This window comes from Gilliamella sp. GillExp13 (genome assembly GCF_001690815.1).
Taxonomy (GTDB): Bacteria; Pseudomonadota; Gammaproteobacteria; order Enterobacterales; family Orbaceae; genus Gilliamella; species Gilliamella bombi.
Genome location: NZ_LZHJ01000123.1, coordinates 1 through 21,095 on the forward strand (window position 1 = coordinate 1; position 21,095 = coordinate 21,095).

Annotated in this window: 15 protein-coding genes and 2 pseudogenes; 9 read left to right on the plus strand and 8 right to left on the minus strand. The window is 32.1% G+C overall.

Going from position 1 to position 21,095, the window contains the following annotated elements:
- Both A9G37_RS12900 and A9G37_RS08845 read left to right on the plus strand, forming a co-directional pair.
- Positions 1–252 (plus strand): annotated as a pseudogene (locus A9G37_RS12900) (helix-turn-helix transcriptional regulator); the annotation flags it as partial.
- Positions 253–575: 323 nt separating this feature from the next.
- Positions 576–1,433, plus strand: a complete 858-nt coding sequence (locus tag A9G37_RS08845) for a carboxylate/amino acid/amine transporter (RefSeq protein WP_065575291.1) — start codon at positions 576–578, stop codon at positions 1,431–1,433.
- 13 nt (positions 1,434–1,446) lie between these two features.
- On the opposite strand, the gene A9G37_RS08850 is transcribed toward A9G37_RS08845, so the two are convergent.
- Positions 1,447–2,403 (minus strand): AEC family transporter, encoded by a 957-nt coding sequence (locus tag A9G37_RS08850; protein ID WP_065575292.1) that lies wholly within the window; start codon positions 2,401–2,403, stop codon positions 1,447–1,449.
- Between the two features lie 7 nt (positions 2,404–2,410).
- Positions 2,411–3,184, minus strand: coding sequence for a peroxide stress protein YaaA (gene yaaA / locus A9G37_RS08855; protein WP_065575293.1), 774 nt, complete (start codon positions 3,182–3,184; stop codon positions 2,411–2,413).
- Positions 3,185–3,257: 73 nt separating this feature from the next.
- Here yaaA and A9G37_RS08860 point away from each other — a divergent pair, with 73 nt between their 5' ends.
- Together A9G37_RS08860 and rnz are read left to right on the plus strand one after the other, a co-directional pair.
- Positions 3,258–3,485 carry a YccJ family protein gene (locus tag A9G37_RS08860; RefSeq protein ID WP_034910542.1) on the plus strand — a complete coding sequence of 76 codons (228 nt, stop codon included), beginning with the start codon at positions 3,258–3,260 and terminating at the stop codon, positions 3,483–3,485.
- A gap of 6 nt (positions 3,486–3,491) precedes the next feature.
- Complete coding sequence (gene rnz, locus A9G37_RS08865) at positions 3,492–4,409, plus strand: ribonuclease Z (RefSeq protein WP_065575294.1); 918 nt, start codon at positions 3,492–3,494, stop codon at positions 4,407–4,409.
- 57 nt (positions 4,410–4,466) lie between these two features.
- Here rnz and argE read toward each other — a convergent pair whose 3' ends face one another.
- The 4 genes from argE to cmoA form a co-directional block, all read right to left on the minus strand.
- The gene (gene argE, locus A9G37_RS08870; protein WP_141671149.1) at positions 4,467–5,630 is read right to left on the minus strand and encodes an acetylornithine deacetylase; all 1,164 of its coding nucleotides are present in this window, start codon (positions 5,628–5,630) and stop codon (positions 4,467–4,469) included.
- A gap of 246 nt (positions 5,631–5,876) precedes the next feature.
- The gene (locus A9G37_RS08875) at positions 5,877–11,873 is read right to left on the minus strand and encodes an alpha-2-macroglobulin family protein (RefSeq protein ID WP_065575296.1); all 5,997 of its coding nucleotides are present in this window, start codon (positions 11,871–11,873) and stop codon (positions 5,877–5,879) included.
- A 219-nt stretch (positions 11,874–12,092) separates the two neighbouring features.
- Entirely contained in the window at positions 12,093–13,061 is a 969-nt protein-coding gene (gene cmoB / locus A9G37_RS08880) for a tRNA 5-methoxyuridine(34)/uridine 5-oxyacetic acid(34) synthase CmoB (RefSeq protein WP_065575297.1), read from the minus strand.
- Between the two features lie 37 nt (positions 13,062–13,098).
- Positions 13,099–13,830: a carboxy-S-adenosyl-L-methionine synthase CmoA gene (gene cmoA, locus A9G37_RS08885; protein ID WP_065575298.1), complete on the minus strand. Its 732-nt coding sequence runs from the start codon at positions 13,828–13,830 to the stop codon at positions 13,099–13,101.
- Positions 13,831–13,941: 111 nt separating this feature from the next.
- Between cmoA and A9G37_RS08890 the strand changes: the two genes are divergently transcribed.
- Both A9G37_RS08890 and rnd read left to right on the plus strand, forming a co-directional pair.
- Positions 13,942–15,051, plus strand: a complete 1,110-nt coding sequence (locus tag A9G37_RS08890) for a metallophosphoesterase (RefSeq protein WP_176701896.1) — start codon at positions 13,942–13,944, stop codon at positions 15,049–15,051.
- 25 nt (positions 15,052–15,076) lie between these two features.
- The gene (rnd, locus tag A9G37_RS08895) at positions 15,077–16,159 is read left to right on the plus strand and encodes a ribonuclease D (protein ID WP_065575300.1); all 1,083 of its coding nucleotides are present in this window, start codon (positions 15,077–15,079) and stop codon (positions 16,157–16,159) included.
- A gap of 27 nt (positions 16,160–16,186) precedes the next feature.
- Here rnd and A9G37_RS08900 read toward each other — a convergent pair whose 3' ends face one another.
- On the minus strand, positions 16,187–16,879 hold the full coding sequence (locus A9G37_RS08900) for a 5'-methylthioadenosine/adenosylhomocysteine nucleosidase (RefSeq protein WP_065575301.1): 693 nt from the start codon (positions 16,877–16,879) through the stop codon (positions 16,187–16,189).
- Positions 16,880–16,976: 97 nt separating this feature from the next.
- On the opposite strand from A9G37_RS08900, the gene A9G37_RS08905 reads away from it, so the two are divergent.
- Positions 16,977–17,747: an SDR family oxidoreductase gene (locus A9G37_RS08905; protein ID WP_051634160.1), complete on the plus strand. Its 771-nt coding sequence runs from the start codon at positions 16,977–16,979 to the stop codon at positions 17,745–17,747.
- A 27-nt stretch (positions 17,748–17,774) separates the two neighbouring features.
- Positions 17,775–18,644: a co-chaperone YbbN gene (locus tag A9G37_RS08910; protein WP_034910566.1), complete on the plus strand. Its 870-nt coding sequence runs from the start codon at positions 17,775–17,777 to the stop codon at positions 18,642–18,644.
- A gap of 62 nt (positions 18,645–18,706) precedes the next feature.
- On the opposite strand, the gene map is transcribed toward A9G37_RS08910, so the two are convergent.
- On the minus strand, positions 18,707–19,495 hold the full coding sequence (gene map / locus A9G37_RS08915) for a type I methionyl aminopeptidase (RefSeq protein ID WP_034910570.1): 789 nt from the start codon (positions 19,493–19,495) through the stop codon (positions 18,707–18,709).
- Positions 19,496–19,712: 217 nt separating this feature from the next.
- Between map and rlmC the strand changes: the two are divergent.
- Positions 19,713–20,864 (plus strand): annotated as a pseudogene (gene rlmC, locus A9G37_RS08920) (23S rRNA (uracil(747)-C(5))-methyltransferase RlmC); the annotation flags it as partial.
- Positions 20,865–21,095: the final 231 nt, after the last annotated feature.

A 21,095-nucleotide genomic window follows, 5' to 3' on the forward strand; every position in this document is an offset into this window, starting at 1 on the left:
TTATTTATTGAACTTTTAATTAGATTATCTGCATTTGGTGTGTATTTTCCACTGAATAATAACCCGAAAATTAGCCTCAAAATTCGCGAAATTATTAACCTGCAACCAGACAAAAAGTGGCAGTCAGCAGAAATTGCTAAACAATTTGCTATGAGCGAATCAACTTTACGGCGACATCTTGCTTTAGAAGGATATAATTTATCCAAAATTATCTTAGATATAAGAATGAATTTTGGTTTAATACTGTTATAAACCACCCAAAAAACGATCCTACAAATTACCCAAGAAGTGGGATATGAATTAGGCTCTCGTTTTACTTTAAACAACGTTTTGGATTTTCACCAAAGAGGCTACGTTAGCCAATTTTTTATCACTAACATCTAATTTTATTTATTAAATTGTTTTTTATGCATGTCCATTACCATGGTTTCTCAGACTATAGTATATAGCGCTAGCAATTCCTAGAGATTGTCAGTTATTTTATTATAGTAATCAATTTTTATGATATAAAGTTTACAAATCCTAAGCCAATTGATACGATGCGTCTCTAATTATTTTCTTTATATTCATCAATTATGCTTTATCTTATTTTTGTAACAATTATTTGGTCGTTTTCGTTTAGTTTTATTGGTGTTTATATCAGTGGACAGGTTGATACTTGGTTTGCTGTGGTTATGCGTGTTGTGTTAGCATTTATTACCTTTTTACCTTTTTTACACTTTAGAAATTTTAAGCTTAAAATCATGTTTCTTTTAATGGGTGTTGGGGCTTGTCAATTAGGAATTATGTATTTTTTTTATTATAATTCTTTCCAATATATTTCAGTACCTGAAGTGCTGTTGTTTACCATTTTTACACCTATTTATGTCACGGTTATTTATGATTTACTGCAACGTCATCCATTAAGATTGAGTTACCTTTTTACGGCAATAATAGCAGTTATTGGTGCCGCTATTATTCGTTATGATCATATTAGTGCAAACTTTATTATTGGCTTTTTATTAATTCAAGGGGCTAATATTGTTTTTGCCTTAGGGCAGGTTGGTTATAAAAGAATTATGGAGATATATCCAATGCCTCAACATCAGGCTTTTGCTTGGGTTTACTTGGGGGCGGTAATTGTGGCAACAGTAGGTTGGTTACTTTTTGGCAATGCATCAAAATTACCTACAACTATTTTACAATGGAGTATTATTATCTGGCTTGGCGTAGTTGCTTCTGGCGTATGTTACTTTTTATGGAATTTTGGCGCGACAAAAGTTGATTCGGGCACTTTGGCTATTATGAATAATGTGGTTATCCCAACAGGGATTTTAGTGAATGTGGTTATTTGGCATCAATCATTAGACTGGTTACGCTTTATATTAGGTAGTGTAGTTATTGTGTTGGCACTATTGCTACACTACAAAGTTAAAAATCGATCATTGAGTTAAGCGCAATAAGCAGTTAAGGTAAATGTGTCATAATCGATAAAATTAACGGCGTTGTAATAGAAGACAGCGCCGTTGATATTAGTAAGCTTGAAGCAATAGGTTCTTGTAACACTTCAAACTGTCTTGCCATCATATAACAATTTATTGCAATTGAAACCGAACTAAGTAATACCACTACCTGTAATTCCAAAGTTGGTAAACCTAATAGTTTACCCATAATGTAAGTAACAATTGGCAATGCAGCTAATTTTAAAATACAGATAGAGGTCGTAATAAGCAATTTGTCGCGAATTTTATATTCAGCCAGTCCCATACCTAGCACAATTAATGAGAGTGGTGCAGTCATATCGCTGACCATTTTTGTTGACTGATTGATAAATTTAGGCATAGGTAATCCAATATAATTCACCACAATCCCAGTAGAAATACCAATAATAATAGGGTTTTTTGATACATTTTTTAACGCTTTGATAAAGCTCCGTCCAGAAAATTTACCCATTTGAACAAATTCAATTGATATGGTAGCAAGTGTCCATAAAATCAGAGCGTTAAATATAACAATAATGGCTACAATGGGGATTGCTTTCTCGCCAAGTAGCATTTTGATGATGGGAATACCAACAAAGACGGTATTAGTATAGATACCACCCATAGCAAAAAGTGTACTTTCTGAACCTGTTAATTTAAATAATTTTGATGCAACAAAACAACCAAACGCAAAGACGATAAATGATCCACCAAAAAAGACGAATAACACTTTTATATCGATTTGCGACTGTTCAGAAAAATGACTCATAATCTGAAACAGCATTATGGGGAATGCAATATAAAAAGTAAATTTAGTTAAGCTATCGGTTACTGTTTTTTGCCAACGACCAATTTTAACAGCTAAATATCCTAATAAAATTAAGATAAATAAAGGCAAAGTAGATAAAAACTGTGCCCATAATGTAGTAAGAAATTCCATCATTATTATTTTATTGATGATTGCGTATAAAGTACCATTCTAAGTCAGTTGATCGTTTCGAATCAAATTGATAGCCTTCTAGATTAAAACTTTTAATATCGTCACTCTTTTCAATGCAATTTTTTATAATGTATCGGCTCATTAGTCCGCGTGCTTTTTTTGCATAAAAACTGATAACTTTATAGGTTTCTTTGCTTTGATCTAAAAAAATAGGTTGAATTATAGTTGCATTTAATTGTTTTGGTTTGATCGCCTTGAAATATTCGTTTGAGGTTAAATTGATTAATGTGCGATCTGATGTTTTGGCTAGTTCACTATTAAGATGTTGAGTTAATTTATCGCCCCAAAATTGATAAAGATTAGTGTTACTACCATTTTTTAAACGGATCCCCATTTCTAACCGATAAGGTTGAATTAGGTCAAGTGGTCTTAAAATACCATAAAGCCCTGATAATATTCTTAAATGAGATTGTGCAAACTTTAGATTTTTATCAGTAAAATCTTCAACATGTAATCCTTCATAAACATCACCTTTAAAAGCAAGTATAGCTTGTCTTGCATTTTCAAGATTAAAATCACTATGCCAATCTTTAAATCGCTCATAATTAAGTTCGGCTAATTTTTTGCTAATAGACATTAAGTTAGCTAAATTTTCAATACTTAGTTTTTTGCAATCTTGAATAAGTCTTTTAGTTGAGTCAATAAATTGAGGAAGTGTGTAATTTTGGGTTAATAATGGAGATTGGTAATCCAAAGTTTTCGCCGGAGAAATAATTGTTATCATACGTATTTAGCCTATTGTGTTTTGCAGTAAATAGGTTTATTTTACCTCTAATTCAACTCAAAGGAGTAGCAAAATGAACATCGATAAAAAAGAAATACATGATATTAAATCTTGGGCTTCTGTTCGTGAAACCTCGATTGAAATTGCTGAGGCTATTTTTGAGCTAGCTAACCATGATGAAAAACTTGCCGAACAAATTTGGTCAGAAGGTAGTGATGAAGTGTTGAAAATTGCGTTTTCTAAAACCAAAGCGGATAAGTTGTTTTGGGGTGAGCAGACTATTGAACGTAAAAATGTTTAAATCTTTATGAATTTGACTTTTTTAGGGACAAGTGCTAGTTCCCCAACATTACAACGTAATGTGAGCAGTATTTTATTGGATCTTAGGCAAGAGCGGGGTAAGTTTTGGCTTTTTGATTGTGGTGAGGCAACTCAGATGCAAATGCAAAAAGCCAAGTTTAGTCTTGCTAAACTTGAGATCATTTTTTTAACACATCTACATGGCGATCATCTGTTTGGGCTACCAGGTGTTTTAACTTCCCGTTCCTTGATGCAGAATCAATCTCCTTTAACATTGATTGCTCCGAAAGGAATTAAAATCCTTATCGAAACTGTTATTGAAATTAGTTATTCTTGGTTAACCTATCCTCTTAACATCATTGAGCTTGAAGAAAATTGTACCGTTTTTGAAGATAATCAGTTTCAAGTAGAAGCAAAATTATTACAACATCGTGTGCCGTGTTTTGGTTATCGTATTATCGAAAAAGATCTACCAGCTCAGCTTAATATCGATAAATTAAAGCAAGATAATATTCAGGCTGGCCCTTTTTATAACGATCTTAAAAATGGTAAAACAATTACACTTGATGATGGGCGAATAATTAATGGCACAGATTACTTAGGTCAAATTAAAAAGGGCCGAAAATTAGCAATTTTAGGTAATACTATTCCTTGCCAAACCTCAATTGCTCTTGCTAATGATGTTGATTTGCTTGTTCATGAAGCAACCCAAGAACATGCTTTAGTTGATAAGGCTATTGAACGTGGTCATTCCACCACTGTACATGCGGCAACGATTGCCAAACAAGCTAATGCTAAAAGACTTATTATGACTCATATAAGCCCAAGATATAATTTGAATAACAATAAAAAGTTAGTTAATGAAGCAAAAAGTGTTTTTGCAAATACTGAAATCGCTACCGATTTTGCAACTTTTTCCATTTAGCTAGATTTATTTTAAAAAATTTCGCCGATGTTATTTTATCGGCGAATAAAAAACAGATTAAAGACAAAAATCCTTAATTAGTTGTTCTATTGCTATTTTAGTTGGTTTTAAAAAATCCATTGAAATAAACTCATCGGGCTGGTGTGCTTGTTCAATTGAGCCAGGTCCTAATACAATCGTTGGTGAAATTTGGTTTAGGTAGGGCGCTTCTGTGCTGTAGTTGACTGTTTGCGCACTATGACCGACTAATTTTTCAATGTGTTGTAATGCAGGATGATCTTTTTTACACTCATAGCCCGGAATTGGGGCAACTTCATATTTTATAGCAATTCGATTTGGATATTTATCCATAACGGGTTGCAGTGCTTCATAAAGTGCATGATAAAGTGACTCAACATCATTGTCAGGCAATACACGAATATCAATCACTAGCTCACAACAACCGCAAATACGGTTAGCCGCATCCCCCCCGTGAATAACACCTAAATTAAGAGTAGGGTAAGGAACGCTAAATCCGTCATTATGATATTGTTCTTTAAATTTTTGTTTTAGTACTAACAAGCGTTCAATGACTAAATTCATCACTTCAATAGCGTTAATGCCTTTATCGGGATCGCTAGAATGTCCTGATTTACCAATTACTTTAATGGCATTAGAGATAAATCCTTTATGTGCTCTGATGGGGATTAACGATGTTGGTTCGCCAATAATAGTACAGTCAGGTTGTAATTTTGTATTCTTTGCAAAAAATGCGGCACCAGCCATTGATGTTTCTTCATCGGCGGTGGCAAGGATATAAATGGGCTTAGTTAACTTTTTAAGATCGATATCACTCAGAGCCTCTAAAATAAAGGCAAAAAAGCCTTTCATATCAGCGGTACCAAGTCCATATAACTTATTATTTTCTTCTGTTAATTTGAAGGGATCTTTACTCCATTGCCCATCGTCAAATGGAACTGTGTCACTGTGTCCACTTAGCAATAAACCACCTTGGGTTTTATTTTCGCTATTTGAATAAGTAGCTAGCATATTATATTTATGACGAGTATTAGGAACAGGTTGTATATCAATAGCAAAACCTAAATCTTCAAACCAACTTGCTAATTTATCGATAAGCGGTTTGTTAGAATAATCTAATTCCTCGTTAGTAACGTTACTAATTGTTGGTATTGAAATTAGTTCGTTATATAGTGTTAAAAAAGATGGTAGGGCCATAAAAATTACCTTCAAATGTTAAATCGAAAATATATTATTTTATAATGCTATAAGCATAGCATTTACCTTTTCATTTGCCTATCAATAACCTTATTGTTTCATGTTATGTTTTATATTAAGAATAAAATTAATTTAATCGTTTGAGTATTAAAAGCAAGGTTTAGAATATGGTTTTTATTATTATCGTTATCTTTGATAAAAAACGGGCTATAAGCCAAGCCCGTTTGAGTGATTAATTAACTGTAAAAACAACTACTGTTGTGGGATGATACTTATCTTTTGCCCACCTTTTGATACGGCTTGAATATCACGATCATACATTGCTTCACCAAATGCAGGTGGAATGCTATAGATTCCTACATTAGTTGCTTTTATTTGATAGGTGAATTCTTGTATTTTATTATTATAAGTTGAACCATAAATAATAACACGATCTTCACGCACATCTGTATATTCAGGATACCAAGTGTATTTTCCTGTTTTTATACTAATTGGTGAAACCCAGCCATAATTTTCATCATAATCATCTTCTTCATAGTCATCATCTTCTTCATCATCTTCTTCATTATCTTGAATATATTCGTCATAATCTTTTTCCTGAGAATCTATTGGTTGTTGTACTACTTCAAAACCACCTGGTAGTAAATCAACAATGGCAATATTAGTTGCACCTTCATCTGCTTGTGCTCGGATTTTAATTGTTACATTAATTTTATCGCCAAGTTTGACTTGTTCAACAGGTTTACCATCAAGATCAGTAAATTCACGATGCACTTCAAGCCCTCGTTTAATTGGTTCTTTAGGGATATCTTTGTCATAACCTTGTTCAGACAGCATGTACCAAACAGATAAACTTGATTTATTAGTCACGCTTAATTGTGCATCTTGATCATTAAACTTACCTTTAGCTAAAATTCCATTTAAATTTGCAATAATTCTTTGTTTTTCTGAATCTTTTGAGGTTGCATTAATTTCGAGAGTATCTTTAGATAAATTTGATTGTTCAATGCTCTGCGAATAATTACTTAAAGCCAATATTGTCATTGCAGCTGATTGAGTAGTATATTTTTGTTTGTTCAGCATGATAACCATATTTTCTAATGCTTGTGCAGGAATATCTTTTGCTTTTTCAGGAAAATGTTTGCTAATTAAATAGATTTTCCCTGCATTAACGACTAGTGGATCATAATAGTTGTTTAGCCACCAAGCACGGTCATATGCAGCTTCTAATTGTTGCCAAATAGGTTTGATTAATTTATTTGCTTCTTTATCCATTTTTAACATTTTATAAGATGAGGCTAAATACATTGCTGTTATATCTTTTTTCCATGAATCATCTTTTCGATTAAGATTGCTAATGGTAGAGGCTAAATAGCTTGTTGTAACTTGATTTTGCCTTGTTAATAAATAGATAGCATAAGCACGGACTCTTAAACCATAAGTACTAGTATCACTAAATTCAGCAATTGTTTGCAAATATTTATTAGCATTATCAAGCATTTTTTGGGGAACTTTATAGCCCATTTCTTTTGCTTCAAGCATAAAGTTTACTGCATATAATGTAATAAATGGATCAACATTATAAGTTGAGTACCATAAACCAATTGCACCTTCACTATTTTGGCGAGATTGCAGCACTTGGAATAATTCTGATAATGAAGTTATTCCTTCTTTTGAAGCCAGATCAAAATCACGATATTTACTCGCTATTAAAACAGGAATTGCACGACTTACAATCTGTTCAGAACAGTAGTGTGGGTAATCCTGCAAATAGGTACTTAGGCCTTTACTTAGTATAAATGGTGAATAAGCTGCAGCAGCTTCACGTTTACTTAAGTTACTATACATGTCTCTAAAATCAGTAAACGTTTGTTTATGATCTGCCATTCTTCCCATTTTGGTGATTAATCTGTATTCAGTTAATGGTCTTATTGAAAGGCTAATATCACGAGTAATTGTTATATCATTATAGTTGGCGGAAAAGTGAAGATTGCCATTACCAAGTTTATCTGTTGCTTTAAAGTTAAATTTTAAAACCCCATCTTTGCCATTAGCCAATTCAATGGTTTTTTTATTATCACTCGTAATCAATAGGTTAGGAGTGGTTGAAACTTTAACATTAATAGGAATTGTTTTATCGCCAATATTTTCAATAAGATTAGTTACGTTTAGGGAAACTTCAAACTCATCATTTGGAGCAGCAAAATATGGAGCGTTAGGTTGCAAAACAATATCATTATGTACTGTTGTTGACATTTGAGTATGTCCCATTGTTTTGTCACCAACCGATACTGCCATGATACGAATTTTTCCATTAAAATAATCAGGCACTTTATATTCAACGGTTTTATCTCCATCGACATTAATAATACCTGACCAATAAGCTACAGGTTCATCTACTTTCCGTTTAAATGGATTTAAATGATTTGATAAGACATCATCATTATCACCATCACCACCAGGTGCTGAAGCTGTTATTAAATGTCGAAATTCTGGCAATATAAGATCTAAAATTTGCGAAGTTCTTACAGATAGTGCTTTTTTGCGTAAGAAGCTATTCAATGGATCTTTCAGTTTATAATTTGAAACTTGCAAAATCCCTTCGTCTACGGCAAAAACAACTGCTTTTTGTGGTGTATTTGTGTGTATTGTAATTGGTAGTGTATCTCCTGGTTTTATTAGTGATGGTGCTTGTAATACGATTTTATCGTTAAATTGATCATTTGAAATTTTGAAAGGTATAACACCGTAACTAAGTGGACTCATAAAAATTTCATCTGAATTTGGATCACGAATAAATTGGACATTAATATAACCATTACCACCAATGTCCTTTGGTAGGGTTATTTTTTGTATTGAGCTTGTTGTATCTGTATGGAACCATTTCCAAGCATACACTTTGTCACGCTCAATAGTAATAATACCACTACCTACATAAGGAGCTGTGATTGAGACTTCAATTTCATCACCCGGATTATATTGTGCGTCTTTAATCTTTAATGAAAGTTCCGCATTACGGTCTAAATCACGAGTAACATTAGCTTTACCTACAATAGAGTATTTACCTTGATAAAGTAATTCGTCATCATTATTTTTGATTTGAATAATATAGTTACCAGGATTTTTACTATCTAATTGATATCTAGTTTTATCTTGATTAATCTTAAACGGTTGTTCTGATAGAATCGATTCTTTACGGCGTGATTCATATTTATAAACCCCTGAAGATTGTTTAACTAATACCGATAGATATTTTTCTTCAATTAAAACAAGTTTTAGGTTAGATAACTCTATTTTTTCTAAAGCGGGATTTATCGCTATAAAATCAATATTACGAACTGAATCTCTGTTAATATATCTTAAATTTCCGTCCGCTTTTGCACCAACTAAATAATCATTTGGTGATATAAAGGTGCTTGCAGTTGTCGCAACGCTTCGTCCACTATCAGGCTCAAAAACATCGGTTAACATTCTTAGCGTGTAGTTCCCTTCAAAGCTTTGTATATTGTCATGGAGATTGAGTTTTACTATACCATTTTCATCTGTTGTTTTTTCATCTAATTCAACTTTAAAACTATTTCTTTCACCAGAAATATTTTGGTAGAAATAGTAATCTTCATATTTTTTGAAATAAGGTGTTGATGGTTCAAGAATTAATGTATTTGTGACTCGACGATTAGTTGCATCAGTACCAATTAGGTTTTTGGCTTTAATCTCAGCTTGGATATTTTCAGGTTTTAACCAACCATCCTTTATTTCAGGCAATAACTTAAGAGAAACAGCAGTTTTATCTGGTTCAAATTCACGAACTACAACCGAACTTGAGCCTAATAGGATTCGCGATTCTTCATCATCATTTTTTAAATATAAATTAATATACCAATCACCAGTAGGTGATTCATAGTTAGTTTTATAGCTAAGTTCATTAAAACCTGATTTATTTAGTACAATCGATTTTTTGAGTACTAGATTGGATTTTGGATCGTAAATTTCTGCTTCTACGGTAATACCCTCTAAGGAATTAGTCCATTTTTGAGCTCTAACTATGGCACCTATATGGAATGTGTCGCCAGGGCGATAAACACCTCGATCTGAAAAGATGTGAGAGCGTAAGTCTCCTCCTTCAAGGGTTTCACGAATGCCGCCGATATCAAAACGAGATAGATTTAAATTTCTTTCATAACTTTTGATTGGTAAAAATGATAGGTCACGGTCTTTTTCAACAACATATAAAAGAGGTTTGATGTCTTGATAATATTCAGACAATGGTGCAAAACGAACATGACCATTATCATCTGTAGTTTTAGACGTAATAGTAATTCCATTCATGCCTAGAACTGAAACTTTAGCACCGCTAATGGGGGCGCCTGAACTTATTGATTGAATAAAGAGATCATTGGATTGATCAAGTGACTTTTTGGCTATAATTCCTAAATCGGTAACGACAATAAAGCGTGAAGCCATGAACTCATATTTAGTATCTTTTTTATCTTTTCCATAAAGTCTTAATAAAAAGACACCACGATTCTTACTCCCATTTGTGTTAGCAGTTAAGTAACGAGTTAAATCGACATTTGTGTATTTAACTTCTTCAGGATCACCTGTAACGTCTTTAGTTATACTGTATTTTTCAACAAAATGATCATTATCAAGTTCACCAAAATTCATATCGTTAAATTCGTAACTTTGATTAAAAGCAACTAAATGTTGAAGCTGTGAAGGAATAACGCGATCTATTTCTAATTTAATTTCTTCTAAATTACGTGAAACAATTGGTAATTTTTTTTCGCCTGATAAGGATAGTAAAGAACCTGATGCGGCAAAATCAAGATAAGTTGGATAATTAGGTACAATTAATACCTCTTGATACTGTTCTTTAAGAAAGTAACCTTCTTGGGACGATAAAGGTTGATTAACTTCAATATATAACTCAGAGTTTTGCTCTGTATTAAATTCAAAACTAATTTGGTTTTGATAAGCAAGCTCACTATCAATTGGATTTATCGATAGCGGCGTTGCTTTTTTAAGTATTTCTGGTGTTACGTTGAGTTTTGTTTCATAACTACTAGAATATCTGTTGTAATATCGTTCCTTATATGGCTTTTCTGGATTTTTAGGTAGTTTCCAGACTTTAACTGACTTCGATAAATCTTCAGATTTAACCGCATGACTTAATGATAAAACTAATATTTGTTGTATCTTTTCATTACTTTTTTCAACTAATGTAAGCTCAGATTTAGTAATGTTTAGATGATATTTATCAGGTACATTTACTGTATTATATATATTTAAATTTAGTGAATTTCCTCCTAACGTTGAAGTAACGTTATTATTAATTGTTATTTTTAAATAACCTTCTTTATCAAGTAATGGAATTTGTTCACTTTTTACGTAGGCAATTTTGTCGTTATCGCTATAAGCAACAGTAAATCCTATCTTTTTCAGAAATGTATTACCTTCATAAAGCGATAAAATAATATTTTCCTCAAAACTTTTCCTATCAACAGGATGACTAAATTGAATTGTATTTATAATATTCCTCATATTGGGTTCAGTAGGATTTATATAAACTTCTCCATAATTTTTGAAATCATACTTGAAGCCAGGTGTAGTAAAGGTAAATGTTTTATTAGTTCTTATTAGTTCACAATTTTCAGCAAATAATTTTGAGGGTTCTAATACTACAGTATAATTAGTTCCAAGTGGCCATGTTTTATCCTTTGGTATGAACTTTATTGTCGAATCATCAGACCATATCCATTTGCCATCAATGTTTGGTAAAATGTTAACACCTTCAGTTATCTCGTCTTTACCAATTAGCTCTAGTGGTGCTGGTGAATGACTAGGTCCGGTAAATGTGATCGATAATATATCATTACTTGTATCTGGTGAATGTAAATAAGTTCCATAACGATTTACCGTTATAGGCGTAGGTTCAATTGGTTTTGGATGGTTTAAATACCAATGATAAGCATAATTTCCTGAAAAATAAGCAATAAAGCCTAAAATAATACTTACATTAATTATAGTTTTTATTTTTTTTAATGTAGAACCTGTCGCATAGTAAAATCTTTTTGCATTAGGTAACCAACTTGGTGTTGACCATTTGATATCACCAATAATTGGGCTAAATAGCCAAAAAATTCCTTTTATTAAAATAAATAAAAAAATAAGAAAAGTACTAATTATTTCCCAAGCCTTTTGCAGTATATTAAAAGGTAAGTGTAAAATAAATTTAAACAACTCCATTACTTATTTCCTATTTTCTAAAAAATGAATGATTAATATAAAATAATCATATTTAAACACATAGTTACCTGAAAGGTTTTGACAACATTTTTTGTTTTTCTAGTGATAGATGCTAGTTTATTAAAAAATAAACCAAATATAACTTAACATACTATGATTTTTTACATCACAAGGCAACCTATAGCGTAACCTTAATTTATAAAGCTAATAACACTTTTTTTATTTTTTTGCGATAAAAACAGCTCGCATTGGGGCTGGGTAGCCTTCAATGGTTTTGGTTGAATCGTCTGGATCTAAAAAATCGGACAGAGAATCTGATGTCATCCATTCTGTTTTACGTTGTTCATCAAAATTAGTTAATGATATATCAACCATTTTTACATCTGAAAAGCCACATTTTTCCAACCAATTAATCATTGTAAGAGTAGAAGGTATAAAATAAACATTACGCATTTGTGCATAACGATCACCTGGCATTAACGCTTGATGTAATTCTCCATCAATAACCAAAGTTTCAAGTATTAGTTCTCCACCTTCAACCAATTGATCCTTTAATTGAAATAAATGATCAAGTGGCGATCGGCGATGATATAAAACCCCCATTGAAAATACGGTATCAAAAGCATTAAGTTTAGGGAGATGTTCAATTCCAAGTGGTAATAAATGTGCTCGCTGATCGTTACCTAGTAGTTTACGGATAGCCTCAAATTGACATAGATAAAGCGCCATAGGATCAATTCCGACTGCGAGTTTTGCTCCAGCCCCAATCATTCGCCATAAATGATAACCACTGTTACAACCCACATCTAAAACAATTTTATCTTCTAAACTATCAATATGATTAATTAAGCGTTCCCATTTCCAATCTGAACGCCATTCTGTATCAATATCAATTCCATACAAGTGAAAAGGGCCTTTGCGCCATGGCATCATATTTTTTAATAATTGCATTATCCTTTGCTGTTCACCCGTAGAAAGAGGCTCTTTTGATTTTGCTGTAACACTATGTAATAAATCAATTTGATAAGGTGAGATGGATGGTAAATGTTTAATACTGTTGAGCCATTGATTAAAGCGACTATCTATGTTTTGTTTTTGCCAATTTGCGAGTTGTCTAGGTAATACTTCAAGCCAGTTACTAAGCCTATTTTTTGCGATAATCTGGTAAAAATCACCAAAATCAATCATTCTGTTATCCTTTATCAATTACGCTTAAATTAATCTGTTATTTTATGGCAATAATAGAGCCAAAATTAAAACATTGGAACCAAGTGTCGATGTGTTTAAAACCAGCTTCAGATAGTCGCTGTTTATGTGTTTCGATAGTATCTGTTAGCATAACGTTTTCTAGCATGTTACGTTTTTGGCTGATCTCAAGCTCACTATAGCCGTTAGCACGTTTAAAATCATGATGCATATTAAATAGTAATTCATCAATGCAGGTATCACTAAAGCTAAATTTTTCAGATAGGACTAAAATGCCATTTGGTTTTAACGCATTATAGATATTATTTAAAACACGTTGACGATTTTCAGGAGTTAAAAATTGTAAGGTGAAGTTGAGTACAACCATTGATGCATTTTGCATGTTAATATGGCAAATATCATCACAAATTACATCTACAGGTGTGCTTGATTTGTAGGATTCAATATGCCGCTTACAACGTTCAACCATTGGCTGAGAATTATCAACCGCAATAATATGGCAATTTTCTTGATGGACATTGCGTCGAATAGATAATGTAGCAGCGCCTAATGAACAACCTAAATCATAAATCATTGAATTAGATTGTACAAATCTTTCGGCTAGCATGCCGATCATCGAGATAATATTAGAATAACCAGGAACAGATCGCTGCACCATATCAGGAAAAACTTCGGCAACTTTCTCATCAAAAATCCAATCCCCCAATTTTTCAATAGGTGTGATAAATAATTGGTCTTTTTTAATATCCATAAAAAGTTATTGGTACGAAAAAAAATAATTTTGTTATCATATCATTATTCGCATTTAATTGTTCAGATAATTATGAGTTTTATTTATTTTTTTATTTTATTTATGGTGATAGTGATCAGTATTTTAATGATTGCTTATTTAGGTAAACGATGGTTATTTTGGTTCAATTTTCATTTTACTGGTTATTCTAAAATTATTTATTGGTTATTTGTTGTAATTGCTGGATTATCATTGGTGTTTTCTAGGGCATTAGATGGTGTTTTTAATAAGCTATCTTTGATTTTTAATATTATTTTTGCTGGATTTTTGTGTAATATTTTTATTTTATTGATTTTTGATACGATCTATTTATTCAGCAAAAAAAAATTAAAGCCTAACTTACTGCTTAGAATTGTTTATGTAAATTTAGTTTTCTCGTTATTTTATTGCACCCATGAAATGGCAATTAGTCCGAAAACTGTTTATTATCAAGTAAAAATAGATAAACCAGCTCATGTTGAAAATCTACGTATTGTGCAGCTTAGTGATATTCATATTAATGAATTAACTTCGAGTGAATTCATTCAACAAATGATAGATAAAGTAAATCAATTAAATGCAGATTTTATTGTAATTACAGGTGATACATTAGATAAACGTTTAGCACCTTTTATTGAACAAGGTTTTAATAAACAATTTCAGCAGTTAAAATCGAAACATGGTACTTATGTTATTTTTGGAAACCACGAATATTTAAATACTAGAAAACAAAATAATCGTGAAGAAGATATTATTGATGCTTTTAAGCAAGCAAACATGAAGGTTTTAAAAGATGATATTGTATACCTTGATGATATAGGTATTACATTAATTGGGCGAGATGATTTTTCTTCCGCATTTTATGATGTGAAAAGATCAAAGTTAGCGGAATTGATGATGTTTGCAGATACAAATACACCTGTTATTTTATTAGATCACCAACCCAAAGATCTTACTGAACCAGCAAAGTTAGGTGTTGATTTAATGATTTCTGGGCATACTCATGCTGGGCAAATATTTCCAATTAACCTTATTGAAAAATTAATGTATAAAAACGCTTATGGTTTGTATCAAAATGAAGATAATAACTTTACTAGCATAGTAAGTAGTGGATATGGTTTTTGGGGACCACCTATTCGCTTAATGACTCGTTCTGAAATTGTAGTGATTGATGTTGTATTTAAAAAAATACACAATAAATAGATTTTATCTAAATAGGAATTTTACTTTGTCTTATCAAATTATTGTTAATAATGATCAGCTAGCTGAGTTTTGTTCAAAAATCGAAAAAAGCTCAGCGATTGCATTAGATACTGAATTTGTACGTACGTGCACATTTTATCCACATTTAGGGCTATTGCAGGTCTTTGATGGAAAATATGCTGCATTAATTGATCCAATCACTATTAGTGATTGGCAAGATTTTTTAGCTATCTTAAAAAATCCTAAAATTGAAAAGTATTTCCACTCGTGCAGTGAAGATATTGAAGTTTTTCTTCATTACTTTGGGATGGTGCCGACTCCTATTATTGATAGCCAAATATTGGCTTCTTTTCTTGATAATCCACTAAGTTCGGGTTATGCCAGTTTAGTAAAAAAATATTTAGAAGTAGAACTAGATAAAAGTGAAACTCGAACAGATTGGTTAAAACGACCATTAACCGAAAAACAGTGTGAGTACGCTATTAATGATGTGTTATATCTTTTTCCATTAGTAAACATTCTAAAATTACAATTAACCGAAAATGATTATTTACAAGCCGCTTATCAAGAGTGCCAAATGGTGGTGGCTCGTAAATGTACAGCGATAGATCCAAACAACGTTTATCTAAATATTAAAAATAGTTGGCAATTGAAAGGGAAAAGTCTAGGTCAATTGTATAAATTAGCAAGTTGGCGATATAAATTATCCAAAGATCAAGATATCGCTTTAAATTTTGTTATACGTGAAGAAGTTTTGTGGAAAATAGCACGTTATTTACCGTCCTCATTAGCTGAACTTGATAAATTAGGGATGAAAGGTAAAGAAATTCGCTTATATGGGCAAAAAATTCTCGATATTTTATCTGAACCGATACCCGAGGTACCACTTATTCGTAGAATTAATACTTATCCCGATTTCAAGAAAATCTCGGATGAATTAAAAAAAGCGGCTCAAATGATTTCATCAAAAACAGGGCTTAATCAAGATTTACTACTTTCACGTCGATTAATTAATCAATATATTAAATGGAAAATTGATAAAAAAGGTGACGTACCAGAAATACTAACTGGTTGGCGTCAACCCTTGTTTAGTGAATATTGTTTGTGATTTCAGTATGCTATTTTTCAAAAGCTTTTAAGCTAGTTCACTTAACATTGATTCAACAATTAAGGAAGATTGTTTTGCTGCAAGTTTCAAAAATGACTGAAAATCTATTTCAGATTCATTATCGCCATTATCTGAGATTGCTCTTACCACTACAAACGGTACATTAAATAGCCAGCAGACATGCCCAATTGCTGCGGCTTCCATTTCTACCGCTATGGCATTTGGAAAGGTTTGTTTGATTCGTTTTAATGTAGCCTTACCATTAACAAATGCATCACCACTACCAATTGAGCCTTCAACTGCATTAACACCTTGTTTTTTTATGCATGATTTGGCTAATGATTGATATTGTTGGCTTGCTTCAAATACAACTGGGCAACCGGACATTTGTCCTGGTTTATAACCAAAAGCGGTTAAATCGACATCATGATAAAATACGTCTTTTGATACGATAATGTCACCAATATTGAGTTCGGTTGAAAGTCCTCCAGCTGAACCCGTATTAATAACAGCATCAACCTTGTAATTATTTAATAATAGTGTTGTGCCTGAGGCTGCGGCCACTTTACCTATGCCTGATTGAAGTAGAATGATTTCACAACCGGCAATTTGACCAAGATGAAAATCACAACCTAAATGGCGTTCAACTTGATAATGGGTAATTTTACTTTTTAAGATGGCAACTTCTTCTTCCATTGCAGCAATAATAGCGATTTTCATACGATCCTCTGGCTTAGTTTGGGTAACTTCTATTTAAGTGTGCTATCATAATTGCAGAAGATTAGCTTGACAATATGTGAATAAAACGGAGATAAAATTGAAAACAATTTTTATTACAGGCTGTTCAAGTGGAATAGGACTTATTTCAGCTATTGCATTAAAAAAACGTGGTTATCGTGTTATTGCGTCTTGTCGCAAAAAGTCTGACCAACAAAAATTAATTGAACAAGGATTTGAAACTGTATTACTTGATTTAGATAATCCTGATTCTGTTCATTTAGCCGCTAAAGAAGTATTAACTATGACAGGCGGACAATTATATGCATTATTTAATAATGCCGGCTTTGGAGTATATGGGCGATTAGCAACAATTAGCCGAGAGCAGTTAGAGTCTCAATTCTCAACCAATTTCTTTGGTGTACATCAGTTAACTCAGTTACTACTTCCTGCAATGCTTGCAGAAAATGAAGGACGTATTATTCAAACCAGCTCAATTGTTGGCATTGTTGCTACTCCTGGTAGAGGAGCTTATTCAGCAAGTAAATATGCTTTAGAATCATGGTCTGATGTACTAAGATTAGAATTAGCTAATACCAATATCAAAGTTAGTTTAATTGAACCAGGGCCATTAAAAACGTATTTTTCAGATAATGTTAATCAAATAGAAAAAGAAAATATTGTAAAAAATCCACCTATTGCCAAACGATTTACGTTAGCGCCTGAGGCTGTGTTACCTTACTTATTTCATGCGCTTGAACATAGAACTCCAAAAATACGTTACAGGGTAACAAAAGTGACAAAAATAGCGGCTATTGCTAAACGTTTGCTTCCTGATAGATTAATGGATAGAATTTTAAAAAATAAATAATGAATCAAAGTATTCTTAGGACATAATATGCAAAATCAATTTATTTTTGATGTTAATGAACAAAATATTCAAGAGATTATAAAAAGATCTTCTCAATCCCCTGTGTTGTTTTATTTTTGGTCATCAAGAAGTCCCAATTATGAAGCAATGACTCAAACTTTAACTAAATTAGCTAATGAACATCATGGTCAATTTATTTTGGCAAGTGTTAATTGCGATGAAGAACAAATGCTGGCTGCTCAATTTGGTTTACGGGCGATTCCAACTATTTATTTATTTCAAAATGGTCAACCTGTAGATGGCTTTCAAGGTCCTCAATCCGAAGAAACTATTAAAATTTTTTTAGAAAAAGTGCTACCAAATGAAGATGAGCTTAAATTAATTGAAGCTCAAAATTTATTTCATGAAGCTAAATATGAAGAAGCATTACCACTGTTACGGCAAACCTGGAAATCACTAACCGATCATTTGGGTAAACCGAGAACCGATATTGCATTAATGCTAATAAAATCACAAATTGAACTTAAACAGCTAAGTGAAGCAAAAGAAGTGCTGGCAACTATTCCGCTACAAGATCAAGATTCAAGCTATCATGGATTACAAGCCGAAATAGAATTACTTGAACAAGCTGCTAATTCTCCAGAATTACAACAATTACAGGCAGAATTTGCTCAACATCCTGATAACGTTGAACTAATGATTCAATTGTCTTCCCAATTAATGCATGTAGGGCGTCATGAAGAAGCATTAGAGTTGTTATTCAAACCATTGACAAAAGATCTTAATGCTGGTGACGGGCAAGTGAAGAAAACATTACTCGATTTATTGGCGGCATTAGGAACAAGTAATCCGTTAGCTAGTAGTTATCGACGTAAATTGTATACTTTATTATATTAAGATTTATGAAATTTAATAAAGCGAAAGGATTCAACAATAAACTATTGTTGAATCCACTTTATTTAGTGTTCAATAATACGAGGAAAATCTTCGTTACTGCGTAATGTTAAGACTTCAACACCATTTTCAGTAACCAAGATTGTGTGTTCATATTGTGCAGAAAGCCCATGATCTTTGGTTTTAACCGTCCAGCCATCTTTCATGGTACGAGTACGCCAGTCACCAGTATTTACCATTGGTTCAATGGTAAAAGTCATTCCTGGTTTTAAAATTACACCGCCGTCATCAGCGTCATAATGTAAAACTTGAGGTTCGTCATGATAGACTTCACCAATACCATGGCCACAATATTCACGAACTGAAGAAAAACCAAACTTATCGACATATTTTTGTATCGTTTTACCAATTTCCTTTAAACGAATGCCTGGTTTGATAATTTTAATCGCCTCGTAAAGGCTCTCTTGTGTAACTTGGCATAATTTTTCACCTGTGATAGTTGGCTTACCAGCAATGTACATTCTAGATGTATCGCCATGAAAACCATCTTTAATAACTGTCACATCAATATTTAGAATATCGCCATCTTTTAACTTTTTGTCAAAACTTGGAATACCATGACAAACCACATCATTAATTGAAATACAACTAGTATGTTGATAACCATGATAACCAATATTAGCTGGAATAGCTTTTTGGACATTGACGATATGTTCATAACAGATCTTGTCTAGTTCACCTGTAGTAATACCGGGTTTAACATAAGGTTCTATCATTTCTAAAACTTCAGCAGCGAGTTTGCCTGCTATACGCATTTTTTCTATTTCAGCAGGGGTTTTTAACTTTATAGACATTAATTTTTTTCCTTTAATATTAATGGCAATATCCTATCATACAGCACTATTTCGTCAAATTATACCAGAGAATTAATTATACCTTTTTCTTATACTCCTATAATTTTTTGCAAAAAAGTTTCAGGAAAATATATGTTTTAGTATAAAATTCAAAACTATTGTTATATTCGTTTGATATTCTGTATATAATTATACCCATTATAAAAAAGGCTTTAATCGCAACGCAATGCAATGTCACTTTTACCAACAAAAAAAGTGTTTATCTTGCCAATGGATAGAACATCCTTATCATGTACAACTGGCAGAAAAACAAAATAAGTTATTACAACAATTAACTCATTTTAAACCAAACGAGGTTAAAGAACCTTTTGCTAGTCATGAAACCGCTTTTCGTAATAAAGCAAAGATGGCAGTGTTAGGTAGTGTTGAAAAGCCCGTTTTAGGTATACAAACGGGGAATGAGGCAGTTGATTTATGCGATTGTCCTCTTTACTCAAACAGTATGCAAAATATCTTAAAACTTGTTCGAACTTTCATTCGTAAACAAGGGCTTATTCCTTATAATATTAATAAGCGTAAAGGGGAGTTGAAATTTGTTATAATTACTGAAAGTAAAACTGAGGGTACGAGCAACTTTATGCTACGATTTGTTTTAAAATCACACAAGTTTGTTGCTAAAATAAATAATTCTATTAAACAATTACAAGACAAAATTCAAAACTTAGACGTAATTTCGATAAATATTCAACCAAATCATGCGGCTATTTTAGAAGGTGAAGATGAAATAGTCTTAACTAATAATTCATTTCTTCCAATAACTTTAAATAACACTCCTCTTTTTATTAAACCTAAAAGCTTTTTTCAAACAAACCCATATGTTGCCAGCAGCCTTTATAAAACAGCAAGTGACTGGGTCACAGATTTACCTATTCATTCTATTTGGGATATGTTTTGTGGGGTAGGTGGTTTTGGGTTAAGTTGTGCTAACCTTGTTACTGAGAAAAATATTAGCCTTACAGGTATTGAAATTAATTCAGACGCAATTGAGTGTGCAACTAAATCAGCAAAAAAATTAGGTTTTAAACAATTAAACTTCAAGGCATTTGACGCAACAAAATACGCTACAGCTCAAAAAAATGTACCTGATTTAGTTTTACTAAATCCCCCAAGACGAGGGGCTGGTAAAGTACTTATGCAGTATTTGAAACAAATGGCACCTAATTATATTATGTATTCAAGTTGTAACTTATTTTCATTAGTTGATGATTTAATGTTACTGCCAAATTATCAAATCCAAAAAGTACAATTATTTGACATGTTTCCACATACTTCACATATGGAAATATTAGTTTTATTGCAACGATTATAAATAAAATAAATTTATGATAATCATTATATGTGCTATTTCCTATCCATGAAATAGCTGTTATTTTTTTAAAATTGCCATGTATTTAAGATCAAATTATTTGTAATAAAAATAGTAAATTATAGTTTTTAGTATTGCTATACTACGATGTTTAATGCTTTTTTATTCCAAGTATTGTCGTGTTGTCATAAATTAGCCATAACATAATTTTAAATTATGTTAATATAAATATTA